At 73.4% G+C, this 19,367-nt stretch carries 19 protein-coding genes and 1 pseudogene; 12 read left to right on the top strand and 8 right to left on the bottom strand.

The window, feature by feature from the left end; genetic code table 11:
- Positions 1-78 precede the first annotated feature (78 nt).
- Positions 79-1,731, top strand: coding sequence for an alkaline phosphatase D family protein (locus tag ACGH7X_RS11575; protein WP_399884355.1), 1,653 nt, complete (start codon positions 79-81; stop codon positions 1,729-1,731).
- Here ACGH7X_RS11575 and ACGH7X_RS11570 read toward each other — a convergent pair.
- Entirely contained in the window at positions 1,718-2,740 is a 1,023-nt protein-coding gene (locus ACGH7X_RS11570; RefSeq protein ID WP_399884353.1) for a Gfo/Idh/MocA family protein, read from the bottom strand. The two genes, ACGH7X_RS11575 and ACGH7X_RS11570, sit on opposite strands and share 14 nt — an antisense overlap.
- A gap of 106 nt (positions 2,741-2,846) precedes the next feature.
- Between ACGH7X_RS11570 and ACGH7X_RS11565 the strand changes: the two genes are divergently transcribed.
- The 6 genes from ACGH7X_RS11565 to ACGH7X_RS11540 all read left to right on the top strand — a co-directional run bounded on the left by ACGH7X_RS11565 (position 2,847) and on the right by ACGH7X_RS11540 (position 8,660).
- Positions 2,847-4,229 carry a multidrug effflux MFS transporter gene (locus ACGH7X_RS11565; RefSeq protein ID WP_399884351.1) on the top strand — a complete coding sequence of 461 codons (1,383 nt, stop codon included), beginning with the start codon at positions 2,847-2,849 and terminating at the stop codon, positions 4,227-4,229.
- Positions 4,175-5,353 (top strand): serine hydrolase domain-containing protein, encoded by a 1,179-nt coding sequence (locus tag ACGH7X_RS11560; protein WP_399884349.1) that lies wholly within the window; start codon positions 4,175-4,177, stop codon positions 5,351-5,353. The genes ACGH7X_RS11565 and ACGH7X_RS11560 overlap by 55 nt, the downstream gene beginning before the upstream one ends.
- Positions 5,354-5,809: 456 nt before the next feature.
- Complete coding sequence (locus ACGH7X_RS11555) at positions 5,810-6,799, top strand: small ribosomal subunit Rsm22 family protein (RefSeq protein ID WP_399884347.1); 990 nt, start codon at positions 5,810-5,812, stop codon at positions 6,797-6,799.
- An 83-nt stretch (positions 6,800-6,882) separates the two neighbouring features.
- Positions 6,883-7,545: a response regulator transcription factor gene (locus ACGH7X_RS11550; RefSeq protein ID WP_399896941.1), complete on the top strand. Its 663-nt coding sequence runs from the start codon at positions 6,883-6,885 to the stop codon at positions 7,543-7,545.
- A gap of 137 nt (positions 7,546-7,682) precedes the next feature.
- On the top strand, positions 7,683-7,835 hold the full coding sequence (locus ACGH7X_RS11545; protein ID WP_399884345.1) for a hypothetical protein: 153 nt from the start codon (positions 7,683-7,685) through the stop codon (positions 7,833-7,835).
- 30 nt (positions 7,836-7,865) lie between these two features.
- Complete coding sequence (locus tag ACGH7X_RS11540) at positions 7,866-8,660, top strand: CPBP family intramembrane glutamic endopeptidase (protein ID WP_399884343.1); 795 nt, start codon at positions 7,866-7,868, stop codon at positions 8,658-8,660.
- On the opposite strand, the gene ACGH7X_RS11535 is transcribed toward ACGH7X_RS11540, so the two are convergent.
- Positions 8,655-8,864, bottom strand: coding sequence for a DUF6243 family protein (locus ACGH7X_RS11535; protein WP_399884341.1), 210 nt, complete (start codon positions 8,862-8,864; stop codon positions 8,655-8,657). The two genes, ACGH7X_RS11540 and ACGH7X_RS11535, sit on opposite strands and share 6 nt — an antisense overlap.
- Before the next feature lie 101 nt (positions 8,865-8,965).
- On the opposite strand from ACGH7X_RS11535, the gene ACGH7X_RS11530 reads away from it, so the two are divergent.
- Together ACGH7X_RS11530 and ACGH7X_RS11525 are read left to right on the top strand one after the other, a co-directional pair.
- Positions 8,966-9,619 carry a TetR/AcrR family transcriptional regulator gene (locus ACGH7X_RS11530; protein WP_399884339.1) on the top strand — a complete coding sequence of 218 codons (654 nt, stop codon included), beginning with the start codon at positions 8,966-8,968 and terminating at the stop codon, positions 9,617-9,619.
- Positions 9,620-9,724: 105 nt separating this feature from the next.
- Positions 9,725-10,456 (top strand): bifunctional DNA primase/polymerase, encoded by a 732-nt coding sequence (locus tag ACGH7X_RS11525; protein ID WP_399884337.1) that lies wholly within the window; start codon positions 9,725-9,727, stop codon positions 10,454-10,456.
- Position 10,457: 1 nt separating this feature from the next.
- Here the strand turns inward: ACGH7X_RS11525 and ACGH7X_RS11520 are convergent, their stop codons facing one another.
- The 5 genes and pseudogenes from ACGH7X_RS11520 to ACGH7X_RS11500 all read right to left on the bottom strand — a co-directional run bounded on the left by ACGH7X_RS11520 (position 10,458) and on the right by ACGH7X_RS11500 (position 14,590).
- Positions 10,458-11,459, bottom strand: a complete 1,002-nt coding sequence (locus tag ACGH7X_RS11520; RefSeq protein WP_399884335.1) for a hypothetical protein — start codon at positions 11,457-11,459, stop codon at positions 10,458-10,460.
- Positions 11,422-11,556: pseudogene (locus ACGH7X_RS11515) on the bottom strand (iron transporter); the annotation flags it as partial. The gene ACGH7X_RS11520 and the pseudogene ACGH7X_RS11515, both read right to left, overlap by 38 nt.
- Before the next feature lie 3 nt (positions 11,557-11,559).
- On the bottom strand, positions 11,560-12,438 hold the full coding sequence (locus ACGH7X_RS11510) for a heme ABC transporter ATP-binding protein (protein WP_399896939.1): 879 nt from the start codon (positions 12,436-12,438) through the stop codon (positions 11,560-11,562).
- Between the two features lie 32 nt (positions 12,439-12,470).
- Entirely contained in the window at positions 12,471-13,565 is a 1,095-nt protein-coding gene (locus tag ACGH7X_RS11505) for a FecCD family ABC transporter permease (protein WP_399884333.1), read from the bottom strand.
- Positions 13,562-14,590, bottom strand: coding sequence for a hemin ABC transporter substrate-binding protein (locus ACGH7X_RS11500; RefSeq protein ID WP_399884331.1), 1,029 nt, complete (start codon positions 14,588-14,590; stop codon positions 13,562-13,564). The genes ACGH7X_RS11505 and ACGH7X_RS11500 overlap by 4 nt, the downstream gene beginning before the upstream one ends.
- A gap of 101 nt (positions 14,591-14,691) precedes the next feature.
- Between ACGH7X_RS11500 and ACGH7X_RS11495 the strand changes: the two genes are divergently transcribed.
- From ACGH7X_RS11495 to ACGH7X_RS11485, 3 genes are all read left to right on the top strand, one after another.
- On the top strand, positions 14,692-16,143 hold the full coding sequence (locus tag ACGH7X_RS11495; protein ID WP_399884329.1) for an HtaA domain-containing protein: 1,452 nt from the start codon (positions 14,692-14,694) through the stop codon (positions 16,141-16,143).
- Between the two features lie 55 nt (positions 16,144-16,198).
- Complete coding sequence (locus tag ACGH7X_RS11490) at positions 16,199-17,773, top strand: HtaA domain-containing protein (RefSeq protein WP_399884327.1); 1,575 nt, start codon at positions 16,199-16,201, stop codon at positions 17,771-17,773.
- 134 nt (positions 17,774-17,907) lie between these two features.
- Entirely contained in the window at positions 17,908-18,552 is a 645-nt protein-coding gene (locus ACGH7X_RS11485) for a PhzF family phenazine biosynthesis protein (protein WP_399884325.1), read from the top strand.
- A 51-nt stretch (positions 18,553-18,603) separates the two neighbouring features.
- Here the strand turns inward: ACGH7X_RS11485 and ACGH7X_RS11480 are convergent, their stop codons facing one another.
- A complete protein-coding gene (locus tag ACGH7X_RS11480; protein ID WP_399884323.1) occupies positions 18,604-19,251 on the bottom strand; it encodes a heme oxygenase (biliverdin-producing) in 648 nt (215 codons plus the stop codon).
- Positions 19,252-19,367 lie beyond the last annotated feature (116 nt).

Raw genomic sequence — 19,367 nt, 5'->3', positions numbered from 1 at the left:
GTCGCCATGTTCGCGCCAAGAGCGGGTCGTTCCCGGCCCGTCGAATGCCCCTTGCAACCACCGCAAGGGGAGGAACGGATGACACCCGCGAACCAGCACAGCCAGTCGCAGTCCTCGCACGCGCCCGAACTCCGCGCCGCCGCCCGCAGCCTGGGCCGCCGCCGCTTCCTGACCGTCACCGGCGCCGCCGCCGCGCTCGCCTTCTCCGTGAACCTGCCGGCCGCCGGCACCGCGAGCGCCGCCGAACTGGACGCCGCGCAGCTCTCCGACGACCCCTTCACGCTCGGCGTCGCCTCCGGCGACCCGCAGCCCGGCTCCGTCCTGCTGTGGACGCGCCTGGCCCCGGCCCCGTACCAGGCCGACAGCGGCCTGCCCCCCAAACGCGTCGACGTGAGCTGGGAACTGGCCCTCGACGAACGGTTCCGCCGCGTCGTGAGAAGGGGCAAGGCCACCGCCCACCCCGAGTTCCACCACACCGTGCACGTCGAGGTCGACCACCTCGCGCCCGGCCACGTCTACTACTACCGCTTCCGCGCCGGCCGCTGGGTCAGCCCGGCCGGCCGCACCCGCACCGCGCCCGCCGAGCACAGCCGGGTCTCCGACCTCACCTTCGGCCTCGTCTCCTGCCAGAAGTACGACCAGGGCTACTACACCGCGTACAAGCACCTCGCCCAGGAGGACGTGGACGTCGTCTTCCACCTCGGCGACTACCTCTACGAGTACGCCGTGAACGCCACGGGCGGCTCGCGCGCCTACCCCGCGGGCACCCTCCCGGACCTCTTCAACCGCGAGACGGCGACGCTGGAGGACTACCGCCTGCGGTACGCCCTCTACAAGTCCGACCCCGACCTGCGCGCCGCGCACGCCGCGCACCCCTTCGTCGTCACCTGGGACGACCACGAGACCGAGAACAACTACGCCGACGAGACGCCGGAGAACAGCGTCCCGCCGGAGGAGTTCCTCATCCGCCGGGCCGCCGCCTACCGGGCGTACTGGGAGAACATGCCGCTGCGCCGGCCCCAGCTGCCCGACGGCGCCGACCTCAAGCTCTACCGCCGCCTGCACTGGGGCCGGCTCGCCCAGTTCGACGTGCTCGACACCCGCCAGTACCGCTCCAACCAGGCGTACGGCGACGGCTGGCAGTTCGCCGGCCCCGAGTCCGAGGACCCGAGCCGCACGCTGACCGGCGACGCCCAGGAACGCTGGCTGATCAACGGCTGGCACCGGTCGAACGCCCTGTGGAACGTGGTGCCCCAGCAGGTCACCTTCTCGCAGCGGTACAACTCCACCACCCTGCCGTCCAAGGTCTCCATGGACTCCTGGGACGGCTACCCGGCCTCCCGCGAGCGGGTGCTGGCCGGCGCGCGGGCCGCCGGGATCGAGAACCTCATGGTCCTCACCGGCGACGTGCACGTCTCCTACGGCTTCGACATCAAGCGCGACTTCGACGACCCCGGCTCCCGGACCCTGGGCACCGAGATCGTCACCACCTCCGTCACCAGCGGGGGGGACGGTACGGAGAAGCCGTCCAGCTGGGACACCCTCATGGCCGCCAACCCGCACCTGAAGTTCTTCAACGGGCGGCGCGGCTACGCGACCGTGTCACTGGGCCGCGAGTCGGCGCGCGCCGACTTCAAGACCGTCTCCCACGTGAGCACCGAGGGCGCCCCGCTCACCACCGCCGGGTCCTTCGTGACGGAGGTGGGGGAGCAGGGGCTCAAGCCGGCGTGACGACCGGCTCCCCCGTTTCTCCCGGGTAGCGGACGCCGACGCGGTCCCGGATCGCGTCGAGCGTCCGCATCACGGCCAGCGTGCCCTCCAGCGGGACCAGCGGCGACTCGCTCTCCCCGGCACGCAGGGCCCGCATCACCTCCCGGGCCTCGTGCTTGAGGCTGGCCCGGGGGCCGTCCTCCGGGTCGGCCCGGAACTCCTGCGCCTCCTGGCCGTCGCGGTGCAGCACGAAGTGGTCCGGGAAGAAGAAGCCGTACGGGACGTCGATACGGCCCTTGGAGCCGGTGACCGACGCGGAGTTGGGCGTACCACCCGTGATGGAGCAGTGCACCGACGCGAGAGCGCCGCTGCCGTAGGAGAGCAGCGCACCCGTCTGGAGATCGACGCCCTCCTCCGAGAGCACCGCCCGCGCCGCGACGTCCGACGGCTCACCGAGCAGCAGCTGCGCGAACGACACCGGGTACACCCCCAGATCGAGCAGCGCGCCGCCGCCCTGCGCCGGGTCCCGCAGCCGGTGCGCGGGCGGGAAGGGGCCCGCGAGGCCGAAGTCCGCCTGGAGACTGCGGACCTCGCCGATCGCACCGTCGTCGACCAGCGCCTTCAACCGCCGCACCAGCGGGTTGCAGTACATCCACATCGCTTCCATCAGGAAGCGGCCCTTGTCGCGGGCGAGACCGACCAGCTCCTCCGCCTCGCGCACGTTCAGCGTGAACGGCTTCTCGCACAGGACGTTGCGGCCCGCCTCCAGGCACAGGCCGGCGGCCGTCCGGTGCGCCGAGTGCGGGGTCGCGACGTACACCACGTCGACGTCCTCGTCCCGCGCCAGCGTCTCCCAGTCGCCGTACGCGCGCGGTATCCCGAACCGCTCCGCGAACGCCTTCGCCGACGCCTGAGTCCGCGAGGCCACCGCCACGACCTCCGCGTCCGGCAGATCGACCAGATCCGCCGTGAACGTCGCCGCCATCCCGCCGGTCGCGAGAATCCCCCAGCGCACCTTCTGCCCGGTCACCGCTGACACCCTGCCCCACCCTCACTCAGGTTCGTTCGAGTCTGTTCGTACAACCGCGTACGAGCTGAGAGCATAGGTGGCGGATCTGTATGAGAGGGAGGGGCACATGCCCGAGCGCGGGCCGGCCATACCGCAGCAAGCACCGGACATGAACACCACACCGGACAGCACACCGGACACGACACTGAAGACTCTGAAGGCTTCGCAGCCCGCGCGGGCGGCCGGACCGGGAACGGGACCGGCCGTCCGCGCCTCGCGTGCCGACCGGCGCACCGGGCTGCTCGTCACCCTCATCCTCGGCAGCCTGACCGCCACGCCGCCGCTGGCGATGGACATGTACCTCCCCTCGCTCCCGGAGGTCACCCGGTCCCTGAGCGCGCCCGCCGCGACCGTCCAGCTCACGCTCACCGCCTGCCTGGCCGGCATGGCCCTCGGGCAGCTCGTGGTCGGACCGATGAGCGACAAGTGGGGCCGCCGGCGTCCGCTGCTGGCCGGTCTCGCCGTCTACGTCGTCGCCACCGTCCTGTGCGCGCTCGCGCCCACCGTCGAGACCCTCATCGCCTTCCGGCTGGTCCAGGGACTCGCGGGCGCCGCCGCGATCGTCATCGCGCGGGCCGTCGTCCGCGACCTGTACGACGGCGTGGCCATGGCCCGCTTCTTCTCCACCCTCATGCTGATCTCCGGCGTCGCCCCCGTCGTCGCGCCGCTCATCGGCGGGCAGATCCTGCGGGTGACGGACTGGCGGGGCGTGTTCGTCGTCCTCGTCGTGGTCGGCGTGGTGCTGGGCGCGGTCGTGTGGGCCAAGCTGCCCGAGACGCTGCCCGTCGAGGAGCGGCACGCCGGTGGCGTCGGCGACACCCTCCGCGCGATGCGCGGCCTGCTCGCCGACCGCGCCTTCACCGGGTACATGCTCGCGGGCGGCTTCACCTTCGCCTCGCTGTTCGCCTACGTCTCGGCGTCCCCGTTCGTCGTCCAGGAGATCTACGGCGCCTCCCCGCAGACGTTCAGCCTGCTGTTCGGCCTCAACTCGATCGGCCTGATCGTCGTCGGGCAGATCAACGGCAAGATCCTGGTCGGACGGGTCAGGCTGGACCGGGTGCTGGGCCTCGGCCTCCTGATCGTCATCGCCGCGGCGACCGCCCTGCTGCTGATGACCCTGGGCGTCTTCGGCGAGGTCGGCCTCGCGCCGGTCGCCGCCGGGCTGTTCGTGCTGATGTCCGCGATGGGCATCAGCCTGCCCAACACCCAGGCACTCGCCCTGATGCGGGTCAAGAAGTCCGCCGGCTCCGCCTCCGCGCTGCTCGGTACGTCCTCCTTCCTCATCGGCGCCGTCGCCTCCCCGCTGGTCGGGATCGCGGGGGAGGGCACGGCCGTTCCGATGGCCGTGGTCCAGCTGGTGGCGGCGGTCGTCGCGCTCGGCTTCCTCGTGACCCTGTGCCGCCCCTCGGCCGGGCGCACCGCCGACCGAAGAGAGGGAGCGGGAAACTGAGCGCTCCGAGACTGCGCAGCGACACCCCGGAGCGGGCCGGACTCGACCCCGGGCAGCTCCGCCGTGTCGTCGCTCAGGCCCACGACCTCACCACCGGCGAACGGCCCTGGGCGGCGGGCGCCGTCGTGGCCGTCGGACGCGGACCCGTGCTCGCCGTCGAGGAGGCGGCGGGCTGGGCCGTGCGCTACGCCTCCTACGACCCGCACACCGACACGGGCGTGGAGCTGCCGGCGCGCGCACGGGTGCCGATGACCGTGGACACGCCCTTCGACCTCGCGTCCCTGACGAAACTGTTCACGGCGGTCGCCGCCGTGCAGCAGATCGAACGCGGCACACTCGGCATCGACGCGGAGGCCGGCGCCTACCTGCCGGACTTCCGGGCCGCCGCCGAGCACCGCGTCACCGTACGGCAGCTGCTCACCCACACCTCAGGGCTGCGGCCCGAACTGCCGCTGTACGACTGCGCCGACAAAGAGGAACGGCTGCGGCGGCTGCGTGCGGAGCCACCGGTGGGGGTGCCCGGCACGTACTGCTACTCGGACCTGAACATGCTGCTCCTCCAGCAGGTCCTGGAACGCATCACCGGCCGCACGCTCGACGTCCTCGTCCGCGACGGGATCACCCGGCCGCTGGGCATGACGGCGACGTGCTTCGGACCGTGCCCGGGTGCGGCCGCCACGGAGGACCAGCGGCGGCCGTGGGCCAAGGCGGACCGGGGGATGCTGCGCGGGGTCGTCCACGACGAGAACGCGTGGGCGCTCGGCGGGGTGGCCGGTCACGCGGGGCTGTTCTCGACCGGCCGGGACCTCGCGGTCTTCTGCCGGACGCTGCTCGCGGGCGGCTCCCACGGTCCCGCGCGCATCCTCGGCCCCGACTTCGTGGAACTGCTCCTGGCCGAACCGGGGCTCGGCTTCGCTCTCGACCAGCCGTGGTTCATGGGCGAGCTGGCGGGTCGCGGCGCCGCCGGACACACCGGCTTCACCGGCACGATGCTGGTCCTCGACCGCGCGACCGACACCTTCGCCATCCTCCTCGCCAACACGGTCCACCCCCGCCGCCGCCCCCCGGACAGCCGCCCCCGCGCCGCGCTGGCCACGCGGGTGGCCCGGGCGGTGCGGTCCTGAGCGGGACGGGACGGGACGGTACGGGGCGGTGAGGGACGGCGCGGTGCGGTGCGGTGTGGTGCGGTGCGGTGTGGTGCGATACCCCACCCCCCGCCGCTGCGCCCGGGATAGCCGTCCCAGCGTCGGCCGGGCACGCGGGTGGCCCGGGCGGTGCGGTCCTGGCCGGGGCGGACGGGAAGGGGCGGCACGGTGTGGTGCGATACCCCACCCCCCGCCGCTGCGCCCGGGATAGCCGTCCCAGCGTCGGCCGGCCACGGGGGTGGCCCGGGTGGTGCGGTCCTGGCCGGGGCGGGCGGGAAGGGGCGGTGCGGTGTGGTGCGATAGCCCACCCCCCGCTGCCGCGCCGGGGACAGCCGTCCCAGCGTCGGCCGGGCACGCGGGTGGCACGGGCGGTGCGGTCCTGAGCGGGGCGGGACGGCGTAGGGGGCCAGGGGTGTCGCCTCGTACAATCGGTGGGTGAACGAGCCCGCCGACCCCGCCGACGCGCTGCGTGCCGCCCTTGCCGACCTCGTCGACGGGCTGCCGCCCCGGCAGGCCGCGCAGGCCGTGGAGCGGCTGATCGCCAACTACCGCGGGGACACCCCGACCGACGCCCCGATCCTGCGGGACCGTGCCGACGTCGTCGCCTACGCCGCGTACCGCATGCCGGCCACCTTCGCCGCGGTGCGGTCGGCGCTGGCCGCCTTCGCCGAGGCCGTGCCGGGGTGGGTGCCCGGCAGCCACGTGGACGTGGGCGGCGGGACCGGCGCCGCGACCTGGGCCGTCAGCGACACCTGGGGCGGGGAGCGTCCGGTGACCGTGCTCGACTGGGCCGAGCCCGCGCTCGCCCTCGGCCGGGAGATCGCCGCCCGGCTCCCGGCCCTGCGGGACGTCCGCTGGCAGCGCTCCCGGATCGGAACCGCGCTCACCGTCGAGAGCGCCGACCTCGTCACCGTCTCCTACGTACTCAACGAGCTGACCGCGGCCGACCGTGCCGCCCTCGTCGACGCCGCCGCCGGTGCCGGGCGGGCCGTCGTGATCGTGGAGGCCGGCACCCCCGCCGGTTACGCCCGCGTCATCGAGGCCCGCGACCGGCTGATCGCCGCCGGGTTCCAGGTCGCCGCGCCCTGTCCGCACAGTGCCGCCTGCCCCATCGTGCCGGGCACCGACTGGTGCCACTTCGCGGCGCGGGTCAGCCGTTCCTCCCTGCACCGGCAGGTCAAGAGCGGTTCCCTCGCCTATGAGGACGAGAAGTTCAGCTACGTCGCCGCCACCCGCCTCCCCGTCTCCCCGGCCCCCACCCGCGTGGTCCGGCGCCCGCAGATCCGCAAGGGCCAGGTCCTGCTCGACCTCTGCGAGCCCGACGAGCAGCTCCGCCGCCGCACGGTCACCAAGCGCCACGGCGACCTGTACAAGGCGGCCCGCGACGCGGCCTGGGGCGACCCGTGGCCCACCGACGAGCGGTGACAACCCGCCTGCCTAGTAGGGTCGTTGGCGGCCCGACGACCTGGAAGTGAACCTCTCCCGTGGAACGTGAAGCGCACCCCGCCCTGCGGATCGTGATCGCCGAGGACGACTCGCTGCTGCGCGAGGGCCTCGCCCTGCTGCTGCGCGCCGAGGGCCTGGACGTGGTCGCCACCGCGGACACCGCCGAGGCGGTGCTCGAGGCCATCGACGCGCACGAGCCCGACGTGGCCATCCTGGACGTACGCATGCCGCCCACGCACACCGACGAAGGCGTCCGCGCGGCCGTCGAGGCGCGCAGGCGCCGCCCCGCGCTCGCCGTCCTGGTGCTGTCCGCGTACGTCGAGCAGTCCTTCGCCACCGACCTGCTCACCGGCGGGGTGGGCGGCCTCGGCTATCTGCTCAAGGAACGCGTCGGACGGGTCGAGGAGTTCATGGACGCGCTGCGCCGGGTCGCGGCCGGCGGCACCGCCATCGACCCCGAGGTCGTCGCCCAGCTGTTCACCCGCACCCGTCAGGACACCCGCCTGGAACGCCTCAGCCCCCGGGAGCGCGAGGTGCTCGCCCTGATGGCCGAGGGTCTGGGCAACAGCGCCATCGCCGGACGGCTCGTCGTCACGGACGGCGCGGTCCACAAGCACATCCGCAGCATCTTCGCGAAGCTCGACCTGTCTCCGGCCGACCAGGTCGACCGGCGGGTGGCCGCCGTACTGCACTACCTGGAGAACGCGCGGGCGCAGCCCCACTGACCTTTGGCCGACCGGCGCGGTACAGCCTGCTGTACCGCGGGTCGGGGCGTGCGCGGCAATGTGTCCCGGGGCCACGACTGGTGTGCTGAACAGGCCGGTTCAGCAGGCCGGTTCAGGCATCCCGAAGGGACATCGCGGTGAGTACGCACGCGCAGATCGGCACCGGCTCCGCTCCGGAGTCGCACATCGGCCCGACGCACCGGCCGAGCGGGGGCACCGGCTCGGACGACGGCTCGGACAAGGGCCGGGGCGGCCTGCGGGGCAGCCTCCGCCGGCACCCGCTGACCTAGTTCTTCGCCCTGGCCTTCGGGCTGAGCTGGGTGGCGTGGACGCCGTACATCCTGGGCGGGAACGGCCTGGGCGTCCTGGGCTTGACCTTCCCGGGCGGCGAGGCCGGGGGGCAGCTCCTCGGCGTGCTGCCCGGCGCCTACCTCGGCCCCATCCTGTCGGCGTTCCTGGTCACCGCGGCCTCCCAGGGCCGGGCGGGACTGCGGGCCTGGGTGGGACGGATGGCCAAGTGGCGCGTCGACTGGCGGTGGTACGCCGCGGTGATCGTCGCGGTGCCCGCCGTGCTCACCGTGACGTCGGCGGTGCTCGGCGGCAGCGCGCCGGTGCTGCCCGGCGCCGCCGTGCTGGCCGCGTTCGTACCCGGTCTGATCCTGCAGATGGTCACCACCGGTCTCGCCGAGGAGCCGGGCTGGCGGGACTTCGCCATGCCGATCCTCCAGCGCCGCCACGGTGCCCTGCTCGGCACCCTGATCCTCGGTCCGCTGTGGGGCGGGTGGCATCTGCCGCTGTTCCTGTCCGACTGGGGCGGCTATCCGGACGTGGCCTGGTGGGAGCCGGTGGAGTTCATCGCCACCACGATCGCCTTCAGCTTCGTGATGACCTGGGTGTTCAACCGCACCGGCGAGAGCCTGCCGCTGGCGATGCTGCTGCACGTCGGCGTCAACAACTACATCTCCATCGCCTGGTCGGACATGTTCCCGGAGCTGTCCTCCGGCTACGCCGCGCACACGTTCCTGGCCGCCTCCGTCGTCGTGGCCGCGATCCTGCTGATCGCCACCCGGGGCCGGCTCGGCTACGAGCCGGCCCCCGAGTCCGTGCGCTCATGACGCGTCTTCGGCCGCGTCCGTTCCCCGCCGGTCCTGCTCCTGGCGTCGTTCCTGGAGTGTGCGCAGCAGCTCCCGCTTCTGGGCCTGCGGGGACAGTCCGCCGCCGACGCGGCCGGCCCGGTCGCCGCCGCGCAGGGCGTCGCGGCCGAGCTTCTGGCGCGTGCCGCCGACGCCCAGCATGTTTCCGCTTCCACCTCGGGTCATGGGTCTTCTCCCTGTGATTGAGGAACGAGACGGTTCGTCTCGCTTCAGTGGTTCCACTGTCGGCGAGACGTACCGTCTTGTCAACCTGTTAGATTCGGACCATGGCCGCCCAGAAATCCACCCACGTCCCCACTCCCGCCTCCGAGAGGCCGCACCCCGACGCCACCCGGCGCAGTCAGCGGTCCCGCCAGGCCATCTACGACGCCGCCCTCGCCCTCATCGGCGAGGTCGGGTACCCGAAGACCACCATCGAGGGCATCGCCGCCCGCGCCGGCGTCGGCAAGCAGACGATCTACCGCTGGTGGTCCTCGAAGGCGGAGGTCCTGCTCGAGGCCTTCGTCGACCTCGGCGAGCAGGCCGTCCGGGCCCAGGGACAGGAGGCGACGTACGTCATCCCGGACACCGGCGACTTCGCCGCCGACGTCAAGGCCGTACTGCGTGCCACCGTCGACCAGCTGTACGACCCGAAGTTCGAGGCACCCTCCCGGGCCCTGGCCGCGGAGGGCCTGGTCAACGAGCAGCTCGGCCGGGAGTTCGTGGCCAAGCTCCTGGAGCCGTCGCTCCAACTCCACGCCGACCGGCTGCGCGCCGCCCAGGAGGCCGGCCAGGTGCGGCCGGAGATCGACCCGCGCATCGCACTCGAACTCTTCGTCTCGCCGCTCGCCCAGCGCTGGCTGCAGCACACGGCCCCGATCTCTTACGAGTACACCGACACACTCGTCGACTACGCGCTCCACGGGCTCGCCCCGCGGTGACCGAAGACGCCTGACCAGGGAAGTTTGTCCCTTCGCGACCCCGAAGCGCGCAATGGTGCGACCATAGGGCATGCTGGTGCGCACGACGGCGAGGCAAGGGGATAGATGAGCGCGGAGTTCGGCGGTCGGAGCGGTCTGCAGGGCAAACTCTCCTCGTGGCTGCGCGGACGCCGCCCCAAGGAGGCCGCCGGAGACGGTGGCCGGGAGGACCTGCTGCTCGCCGCCGCCGGCGCGGGACTGCCCCTGGCGCCCGCCGCGCACCCCGCCGGATACCGTTGCTCCTGCGACCGCGTCGGCTGTCCCACCCCCGCCCGGCACCCGGTCTCGTTCGCCTGGCAGACGCAGTCCACCACCGACCGCGGGCAGATCGAGCGCTGGGCCCGGCACCAGCCCGAGGCCAACTTCATCACCGCGACCGGCATGGTGCACGACGTCCTGGACGTGCCCCTTCAGGCCGGTCGCGAGGCACTCCAGCGGCTGCTGGACGCCGGTATCGAGGTCGGCCCGGTCGCCGAGAGCGACGACGGACGCATGCTGCTGTTCACCCTCACCCGCGGCACCCCCGAGGACGAGGACGAGTGGTGGCCCTGCGAGCTGGACTGCCACCCCGAGACGATGGACGAGCACCCCGGACTGCGCTGGCACTGCCGTGGTTCCTACGTCCTGGTACCGCCGGCCCGACTGCCCGGCGAGCACCGCTCCGTGCACTGGGTGCGCGGCCTCGAGCACCCGCTGCCCGACCCGCTGACCCTGCTGGAGACCCTCACCGACTCCTGCGCCCGGCACGCCGGTGAGGAGAGCGACCACGCGGGCACGGCCTGGCCGCTGCGCCGCTGAGCTACTCGCCCTTCCCGGACGTCAGCCCCTGGACCCGTCCCAGCACCGACACCTGCCCGCTCCCCGAGCCGTCCGCCGGGTCGAGCGCGACCTCGTTGGAGACGAACTCCATCGTCAGCGACTGCTTGATCTCGCCGTCCGTCAGCGCCAGCACGTCCTTGTTCGGCGTGGGCACGGACGCGCCCCGCGCGGCGGTCTGCTTCTCGAAGTGCCGCGAGGTGAAGAAGACCAGCGCCCCGCCGTCCTCCGTACGCAGCGCCAGCGGCGCGTAGTCGCCGTTCGTCAGCGGCTCGTCGATGTACTGCGTGACCAGTCCTGGACGGGTCGACCGCTTCTTGCGCAGTTCCCGCCAGGAACTGGTGTGGACGCCGTCCGCGAAGGACTTCCCGCCGTCCTGCAGATACGTCGTGTAGCCCTTGCTCAGATCGGCCGGCGGGACGGCCACGTCGGTGGAGTTCGCCGGCACGGCCTCGGCCCAGCCGTCCTCGTCGGTCTTGAACTCGGGCACCTTGCCGGGGGCGACCAGCGTCAGGTACGCCGCCTCCCAGGTCTCCTCCAGGCCGTCCCGGGTGAAGACCAGCAACCAGCGGGAGTTCCCGCCCTTGTTGGCCTTGGCGTCCGCGACGAACCAGCGCGGCCAGCCCGCCTTCTTCGGGATCGTGAACTTCGCGTCGGACAGCTCCAGCGGCTCGTGCGCCGGATTGCCGTCCGGGTTGTTGGCCGAACCCGCCTTCAGCCGCGCCGAGTCGATGGCGGCGAGGGCGCCCGTGGTGTGGTCGGCGTCCAGCGAGGCGTCGTACGCCTTGTCGGCCGCGTTGTACGAGGAGGTGAACTGCTCCAGCGCCTTCGCGGCCTCGGCCCGGGTGGCCGAGGGGAGCACCTCGCGCTCACCGTGCACCACCACGCATCCGCTCGCCGTCAACGACAAAGCGGTCGCCGAGGCGGATATGAGCGCGCACTTCTGAAGCCTGCGGGGCCTTCGAGGGCCGCGATCCCTGCTCATCAGGTTCCTTCACCTTCCCCTTCCCGGAGGCGAACCCTACCGGGACGGGACGGCGCCCGGACGCCGGGACCGGGTACAGCGGCCACACCGTGACCTCACGTCACGCCTCCCGCCTCGGGACGACCAGCGGCGCGCCGGTGCGCGGGTGCGCGAACACCTCCACCGGCTGGTCGTAGACCTCGGACAGCAGCCCCTCGGCGAACACCTGCGCCGGAGCGCCCTCGGCCGCGATCCGGCCCGACCGCAGGATCGCCACCCGGTCCGCGTACGCCGCCGCCAGCGCGAGATCGTGCAGGACGACGACCACCGCGTCCCCGGCCCGGGCCCGCTCCCGGCACAGCCGCAGCACGAGCTCCTGGTGCCTGAGGTCCAGGGCCGCGGTCGGCTCGTCGAGGAGCAGCAGGGGCGCGCGCTGCGCGAGCACCCGGGCGAGCGCGACCCGGGCCCGCTCACCGCCGCTGAGCGCGGAGTACGGCCGCCCGGCGAAGCCGGTCACCTCCGTGCGCGCCATCGCCTCGGCCACCGCCGCGTCGTCCTCGCCCTCCAGGTCGCCGCCCGCCCAGGGCGCCCGGCCCATCCGGACGACCTCCTGAACCGCGAACGGGAAGGACAGCGACGCCGACTGTGGCAGCACCGCCCGGCGCAGCGCGAGTTCGGGCGCCGACCACTCGGTCACCGGGCGGCCGTGGACGCGTACGACGCCCTCCGCGGCGGGGACATCGGCGGCCAGAGCGCCCAACAGGGTGGACTTGCCCGCCCCGTTGGGGCCGACCAGGGCAAGCACCTCGCCCGCGCGGACGGTGACGTCCACACCGTCGAGGACCGGCCGCCCGCCCAGGTGGACGCACAGCCCCTCGGCCTCGGCGAGGACGTCGCCCGGCGCGGCCGGGGGCGGCGGCACCGGACGGGACGGCACGAGCCGCGACAGCCTCACGACTCTCCTGTCCCTCCTGTCCCTCCTGTCCCTCCTGCCCCTCATGCCCTTCATGCCCTTCGTGTCCTTCGCGGCCCTCACGCCCAGCCTCCCTGCCTGCGCCGGGTGCGGCGCAGCAGCCAGAAGAAGAACGGGCTGCCCAGCAGCGCCGTCAGCACCCCGAGCGGCAGCTCGGCGGGCTCGGCGACCGTGCGGGCCGCCAGGTCGGCGGCGAGCAGCACCAGCGCGCCGAGCAGCGCGCTGCCCGGGACCAGGAACCGGTGCCCCGGGCCCGCCACCATCCGCAGCAGATGCGGGACGACCAGGCCGACGAAGCCGATGACACCGGCCACGCTCACCGCCGCCGCGGTCAGCAGCGCGATCACCAGCACCAGCACGATCCGCAGCCGCTCCACGTCCACGCCCAGGTGCCGGGCCGGACGTTCGCCGAGCGCGAGCAGGTCGAGGCGGCGGGCGTACAGCGGGGCGAGCCCGAGTCCGAGCGCCGCGCACGGCAGCACCGCCAGCACCTTCGGCCAGGTCGCCTGGGCCAGCGAGCCCAGCTGCCAGAAGGTGATCTGGTTGACCGCCGCCGTGTCCGCGAAGAACAGGAACAGCCCGATCAGCGCGCCCGCGAAGGCGTTCACCGCGATGCCCGTGAGAATCAGCGTGACGACCTCCGTACGGCCGCCCGAGCGGGACATCGCGTACACCACCAGGACCGTGACGAGGCCGGAGACGAACGCGAAGACGGACACCGTCCAGTTGCCGAGGAAGTTCAGGCCGAACGCGATGGCGGCCACCGCGCCGACCGCCGCGCCCGAGGAGACGCCGATGACCCCCGGCTCGGCGAGCGGGTTGCCGAACACGCCCTGCATCAGCGCGCCCGCGCAGCCCAGCGAGGCGCCGACGAGCAGCGCGAGGACGATCCTCGGGAACCGCACGTTCCACAGCACCGACTCGGCCACCCGGTCCAGTTCGGTGCCGCCGAGCCCGGTGCGGTGCAGCAGCGAGCCGAGCACGTCGCCGACCGGGACCGGGTAGGCGCCGGTGCCGGCCGCGACCGGGACGAGGACCAGGAGGCCGGCGGTGAGGGCCGCGGTCAGCAGCCAGGCGGTGGTGCGCCGGGCGCGGGGCGGGGCGGCCCCGGCGGGCGCCTGGGGGCGGACCGGCTTGTCGTCCAGGACGGTCACCGCGCGCCGTCCTCGCCGTACAGCTGCGCCACGACCGACTTCAGCACCTGGTCGGTGCGCGGGCCGTAGTTGAGGAGCACGCCGTCCTCGACGGAGACGATCCGGCGGTCCATCCCCGCCGGGGTCTGGGCGACACCGGGGATCTTCACCAGTCCGTCGACGCCGCCGACCGATTCAAGTCCCTTGCTCATCACCAGGATCGCGTCGGGCGCGGCCTTGACGAGGGCCTCGCTGGTGATCGCGGTGAAGTCCTTGTCCAGGCCCGAGGCGGCCCCGGCGTCCACCGCCCCGGCCGCCTCGATCAGCGAACCGGCACCGGAATCCTTGCCGCCGATCAGGTAGACGGAGGCCGAGCCGCGCAGGTACAGGAAGGCGACCCGGGGCTTCCCGCCGTGCGGAACGTCCTTGCGCGCGGCCTCGATCCGCTGCTCCGAACGCCGGGTCAGCTCCTTCCCGGCCGCCGGTACGCCGAGGGCGTCGGCGACCGCCCGGATGCGCGGGCCCACGTCGTCGAGGCCCTTGGCCGCCTCGACGAAGAGCACCGGGACCCCGGCGGCGCGGATCTGGTCCACCGCCTCCTCGGGCCCGGTGGTGGTCTCGGCGATCACCAGGTCGGGCTTCAGCGACAGCACGCTCTCGGCGGAGACGTCGTGGCCCCGGGTGACCACGGGGAGCTTCGCCGCCTGTTCGAAGGTGGCCGTGACGTCCCTGGCGACGACCCGGTCGCCGAGCCCGAGGGTGAAGACGATCTCGCTGAGGCTGCCGGACAGGGGTACGACGCGCCGGGCCCCCTCGACCGTCACCTGCTCGCCGTCGGCGGAGCGGACGGTCACCGGGAGTTCGGGCTCGGGGCGCTGCGCGAGCGGCTCGACCCGGTTCGCGACGGGCGACGCCGCCGCGGCGGCCGCCGAGTCCGTCTCGCCGCCGGACGCGGCCTCGGAGGAGCCCTGGCATCCGGTCGCGGTGAGGGTGAGGGCCAGCACGGACAGCGCTGCTCCCGCCAGTCGGTTTCGCAAGCGTCGCACGGTGTGCCCGGTCCTTTCGTCGACCGCCAGTATCAGTCGGCTAGAGCTTAGGTTAGCCTTACCTTCGTTCGCTACCGGCCCCCCGATCCGGAGGACTTCGCATGCCCGCCCGCCTTCGCGCCCTGGTCACCGTGCTGTGTGCGGCGGTCCTCGGAGCCCTGCTCCCCGCGTCCGCCGCACACGCCGAGAGCCGGACCGTGCAGGGCGGACGGCTCGACTGGGGCATCAAGTCGTCGTTCCAGAGCTACGTCACCGGCCCCATCGCGAAGGGCGGTTACTCGCTCACCGGGGGAGCGGCCACCGTCGGCGGCAGCGCCTTCCGCTTCCACTCGGCGACCGGCACCTACGACGGCGGCACCGGCTCCTTCCGCGCCGCCTTCTCGGGCGGCGTGCACTTCCTCGGCCACCGCACGAGTGCCGGGTCCTACCAGCTCGACCTCACCCTCAGCCGTCCCACCGTGAGCATCTCCGGTTCCACCGGCACGCTCCACGTGGACGTCGTCAGCCGGGCGAAGGACACCGGGGCGGTCACGACGTCCCGTCAGGTGCCCTTCGCCACCCTCTCCCTCGCCGGCATCGACATGCGGGGCGGCGGCAGCACCGTGGCCCTCGACAACCTGCCCGCCACCCTCACCGCCCAGGGCGCCCAGTCCTTCGCCGGGTACTACACCGCCGGAACCGCGCTCGACCCGGTGAGCCTGTCGGCGGACGTCCGGGCCGCGGCGCAGCCGCAGGGGAAGCAGCAGAAGCAGCCGTCCAGCACGCCCACCAAGGCCGACAAGTCGACCAAGCCCACGAAGACTTCGGGCGGCGCGATCAAGGACGGCGCCGTCGACTGGGGTGTGCGCCGCACCTTCCGCGAGTACGTCACCGGCGACATCGCCGACGGCAGGTGGACCCTGACCGCGGGCGCCCAGGACGGCGGCGCCCTCTACCGCTTCCCCGGCGGCGAGGGGACGTACGAGGACGGCGACCTCACCGCGGCCTTCGAGGGCACGGTGCGCTTCACCGGCGCCCACGGGCTCGACCTGAGCCTCGGCGCGGTACGGGCCACCGTCGAGGACGGCAAGGGCACGCTGTACGCCGATGTGGCGAGCCCGGACCTCAAGAGCGAGAAGGTGCCCCTGGTCACCTTCACCGCCAAGGACCTGAAGCCCTCCGACGGCCTGGTGAAGGTCACCGAGGCCCCCGCCAAGCTCACCGCGCGCGGCGCGAAGGCCTTCGGCGGCATGTACCCGGCGGGCACCGAGATGGACCCGGTGTCCCTGGCCGTCGCCCTCACCGCCGACGCCGAACTGCCCGCCCTCCCCGACCTCGGCAGCACGCCCACGGCGAGCCCGAGCCCGAACCCGCGGCCCACGAAGGCCGGGTCCGACACCTCCGCCGCGCCCGTCGCGAGCGCCACCGACGACGGCGACTTCCCCGCACTGCCCGTCTCCCTCGCGGCCGGCGCCCTGCTGCTGGCGGCCGCGGCCCTCGTGGCCGTCGCCCTGCGCAGGCGCCGCGCCCGGCCCACCGGGCCCGAGTCCGCGTCCGCGGCGGACCAGGGCTGAACCCACGACACCGGGCCGCCGCCGCGCGGCCCCACCACCCAAGGAGAACCGAGCCATGCCCGTCAGACGACGCCGCTCCACCGCACTCGCCGCCGCCGTGGCCACGGCCGCCGCGCTCGGCGCGACCGCCCTCGCCACGGTCGGCGCCTCCGCCGCCTCCAGCGCCTCGGCCGCCGAGGTCCCGCTCAAGGACTACGAACTGACCTGGGGCATCAAGCAGTCGTACCGCTCCTACGTCGGCATGTTCGGCAGCTTCACCGCGTCGGACGGGGCCACGCAGGCCGCCGGCAACGGCGCGTTCACCTTCACCGACGGCACCGGCACCTACGACCCCGCGGACAACACCGCCGACCTCGCCTTCCAGGGCACGCTGGTGAGCGCCTCCGCCGCGCACCACTTCGAGGTCACGCTCACCGACGTGCGGTTCGACAGCGGGGCCGGCGAGATCACCGCCGACGTGACGACGGTCGACACCTCGGGGGCCACCCCCACCAAGGAGGGCGACGACGTACCGCTCGCCACGGTCGCCGTGACCCGCGAGATGACGGACATGGCGACCACCCTCACCGCGGAGGCCGGGGAGTACCTCGGCAGCGCGGGCTACGCGGGCGCGGCCGGCGACCCGCTGACGGTCGTGCAGAAGACCCCGCCGACCACGGAGCCCACCACCGACGCGCCGACGCAGCCGGGCTCCCCGGACCCGACCGGCACGGAGACCACGCCCGGCACGGCGCCGGGGACCCAGGACCCGAGCCCGACGGCGAGCACCGGCACCTCCCCGTCCGCCTCCCCGTCCACCTCCCCGTCCACCTCGGCCTCCTCCTCGCCCACCGAGGCCGCCGCCCGGGGCGAGATCGCCGACGGCGCCCTCGGCTGGGGCGTGAAGGAGTCCTTCCGCGCATACGTCGTCGGTCCCATAGCCAAGGGCGCGGTCACCGTCTCCGGCGGAGCGACCCAGGCGGCCGGCAACGGCGCGTTCACCTTCAAGGACGCCACCGGCACCTACGACACGGACGCCGGCAAGCTCACCGCCTCCTTCCAGGGCGCCGTCAACTTCAAGGGCCACGCGTCGGGCGGCACGTACGGTCTCGACCTGACCCTGAGCAGTCTCAAGGCCACCCTCGACGGCGGCACCGGCAAGCTCACCGCCGACGTGAACAGCCTCGGCGAGCAGACCAAGGGCGTGGTCCTGGCCGACCTCAAGGCCAAGTCCGCCGACCTGGGCGCCGCCGAGAACGTCATCACGGTCGACGACGTGGCCGCCACCCTCACCGACGCCGGCGCGAAGGCCTTCGGCGACTTCTACCCGGCCGGCACCGCGCTCGACGCCGTCGACCTGTCGGTGGCGCTGACCGAGGACGCGCAACTGCCGGACGGCGGCGGCACGGGCACGACCGGCTCCGCCGGCGGCGGCACGGGCACCACCGGTGGCAGCGGCGGCACGGGGTCGACCGTCGGCGGCACCGGCACGACCACGGGCGGCACGATCGGCGGCGGCAGCCTCGCCTCCACCGGCTCGGACCTTCCGGGGCCGGCCCTGGGCGCGGCGGCCGGCGTCGCGGTCGCGATCGGCGCGGGCGCGGTGTTCGCGGCGCGCAGGCGGCGGCCCCAGGCACAGCCCGCCGAGTAACCGTTCCTACTCAGTGAGCAGGAGTGGGTTTCGGGCCCATTCCTGCTCGCTGCGGACACCCCGTACGGCCCGCTGCACGACGGACGTCGGTCGGTCACCGAACCCCCGTCGGTGGGCGATGCTTGAATGCCTCCGTGACTGACTACGACGTACTGCGCGTCTTCTGCGCGCCGAACGGCGGATACGGCAACGAACTGGGCGTCGTCCGGGACGGCTCCGTGCTGCCGGAGCCCGCGCGGCGACAGGAGCTGGCGGCCAAACTCGGCTTCAGCGAGACCGTGTTCGTCGACGACCCCGAGCGCGGCGTCGTCGACATCTACACGCCCACCCTGCGCCTGCCGTTCGCCGGCCACCCCTGCGTCGGCACCGCCTGGCTGCTCGACGTGCCCGAACTCGTCACGCCGGCCGGGGTGGTGGGCACCCGGCTGGACGGGGAGTTCAGCTGGATCGAGGCCCGCCCCGAGTGGGCCCCGCCGCGCACCCTGCGTCAGTACGCCTCCGTCGCCGAGGTCGACCATCTCGCGGTACCCGTGAAGGGGGAGTGGATCTATGCCTGGGCGTGGGAGGACGAGGCGGCGGGGCGGATCAGGGCCCGCGCCTTCCCCGGCCGCGACGACGGGATCGACGAGGACGAGGCGACCGGCGCGGCGGCGCTGCTGCTGACCGACCGGCTGGGCCGCGCCCTCAACATCACGCAGGGGGCCGGTTCGCAGATCCTCACGGCGCCGCAGCCCGGGGGCTGGGTCGAGATCGGCGGCCGGGTGCGGCTGGAGCGGTGACGACGTCCGCCACCGCTCCCGCACCCGAGGAAGACCCGCACCGCCGTCCGGTCAGGCGGAGAGCGGGAATTCCTCGCCCAGCGCCCGGAAGACCGCAGTGTTGAGCGCGAAGGCGCGCTTGCACTCGGCGACGATCCGCTGCTTCTCCAGGTCGTCGGCGCGGACGCCGTCCAGCAGCTCGCGGTACTCCCGCTTGAAGGCGGCGGGGTTGGAGATCTCCTCGAAGACGTAGAAGCGGACCCCGTCGCCCTTCCTGGCGAAGCCCCACGTCCGCTCGGCCTTGTCGCGGATGATCTGCCCGCCCGAAAGGTCGCCGAGGTAGCGCGTGTAGTGGTGGGCGACGTATCCCGCCGGCCACTGCTCGGCGCACTCGCGCACGCGGGCCGCGTACGCCTCGGTCGCGGGCAGGGCGGTCAGCCCCGTGCGCCATCCGGCGCCCCGCAGATGCGCCAGGTCCCGCTCCAGGGAGGCCAGCCGCAGCAGCTCCGGCCGGACGAACGGCCCGGCCACCGGGTCCGACGCCAGCCGCCCGGCGGGCGCCTCCAGGGCTTCGTAGACGAACCACAGCTGCTCGGTGTAGCGCGCGTACGCGTCCACGCCGAGCCGGCCGCCGAGCAGGTCGCTCATGAAGGTGGAGGTCTCCGCCTCCACGTGCTGCTCGTGCGACGCCGTGCGGATGAGGGTCGAGAAGGAGTCCATGAGCCCGATTTTCTGTGGTTAGGCTTACCTAAGTCAATAGCTTTCCGACGTCCTGTCGGTAAAAGCGTACCCGGACACGAAAGGGCCCGCCCTCCATGTGGAGAGCGGGCCCCGAA

The sequence above is a fragment of the Streptomyces sp. BBFR51 genome (assembly GCF_044591655.1).
GTDB lineage: Bacteria > Actinomycetota > Actinomycetes > Streptomycetales > Streptomycetaceae > Streptomyces.
Note: the sequence above shows the minus strand (reverse complement) of the source record. Positions and strands in the feature narration are given on the sequence as shown.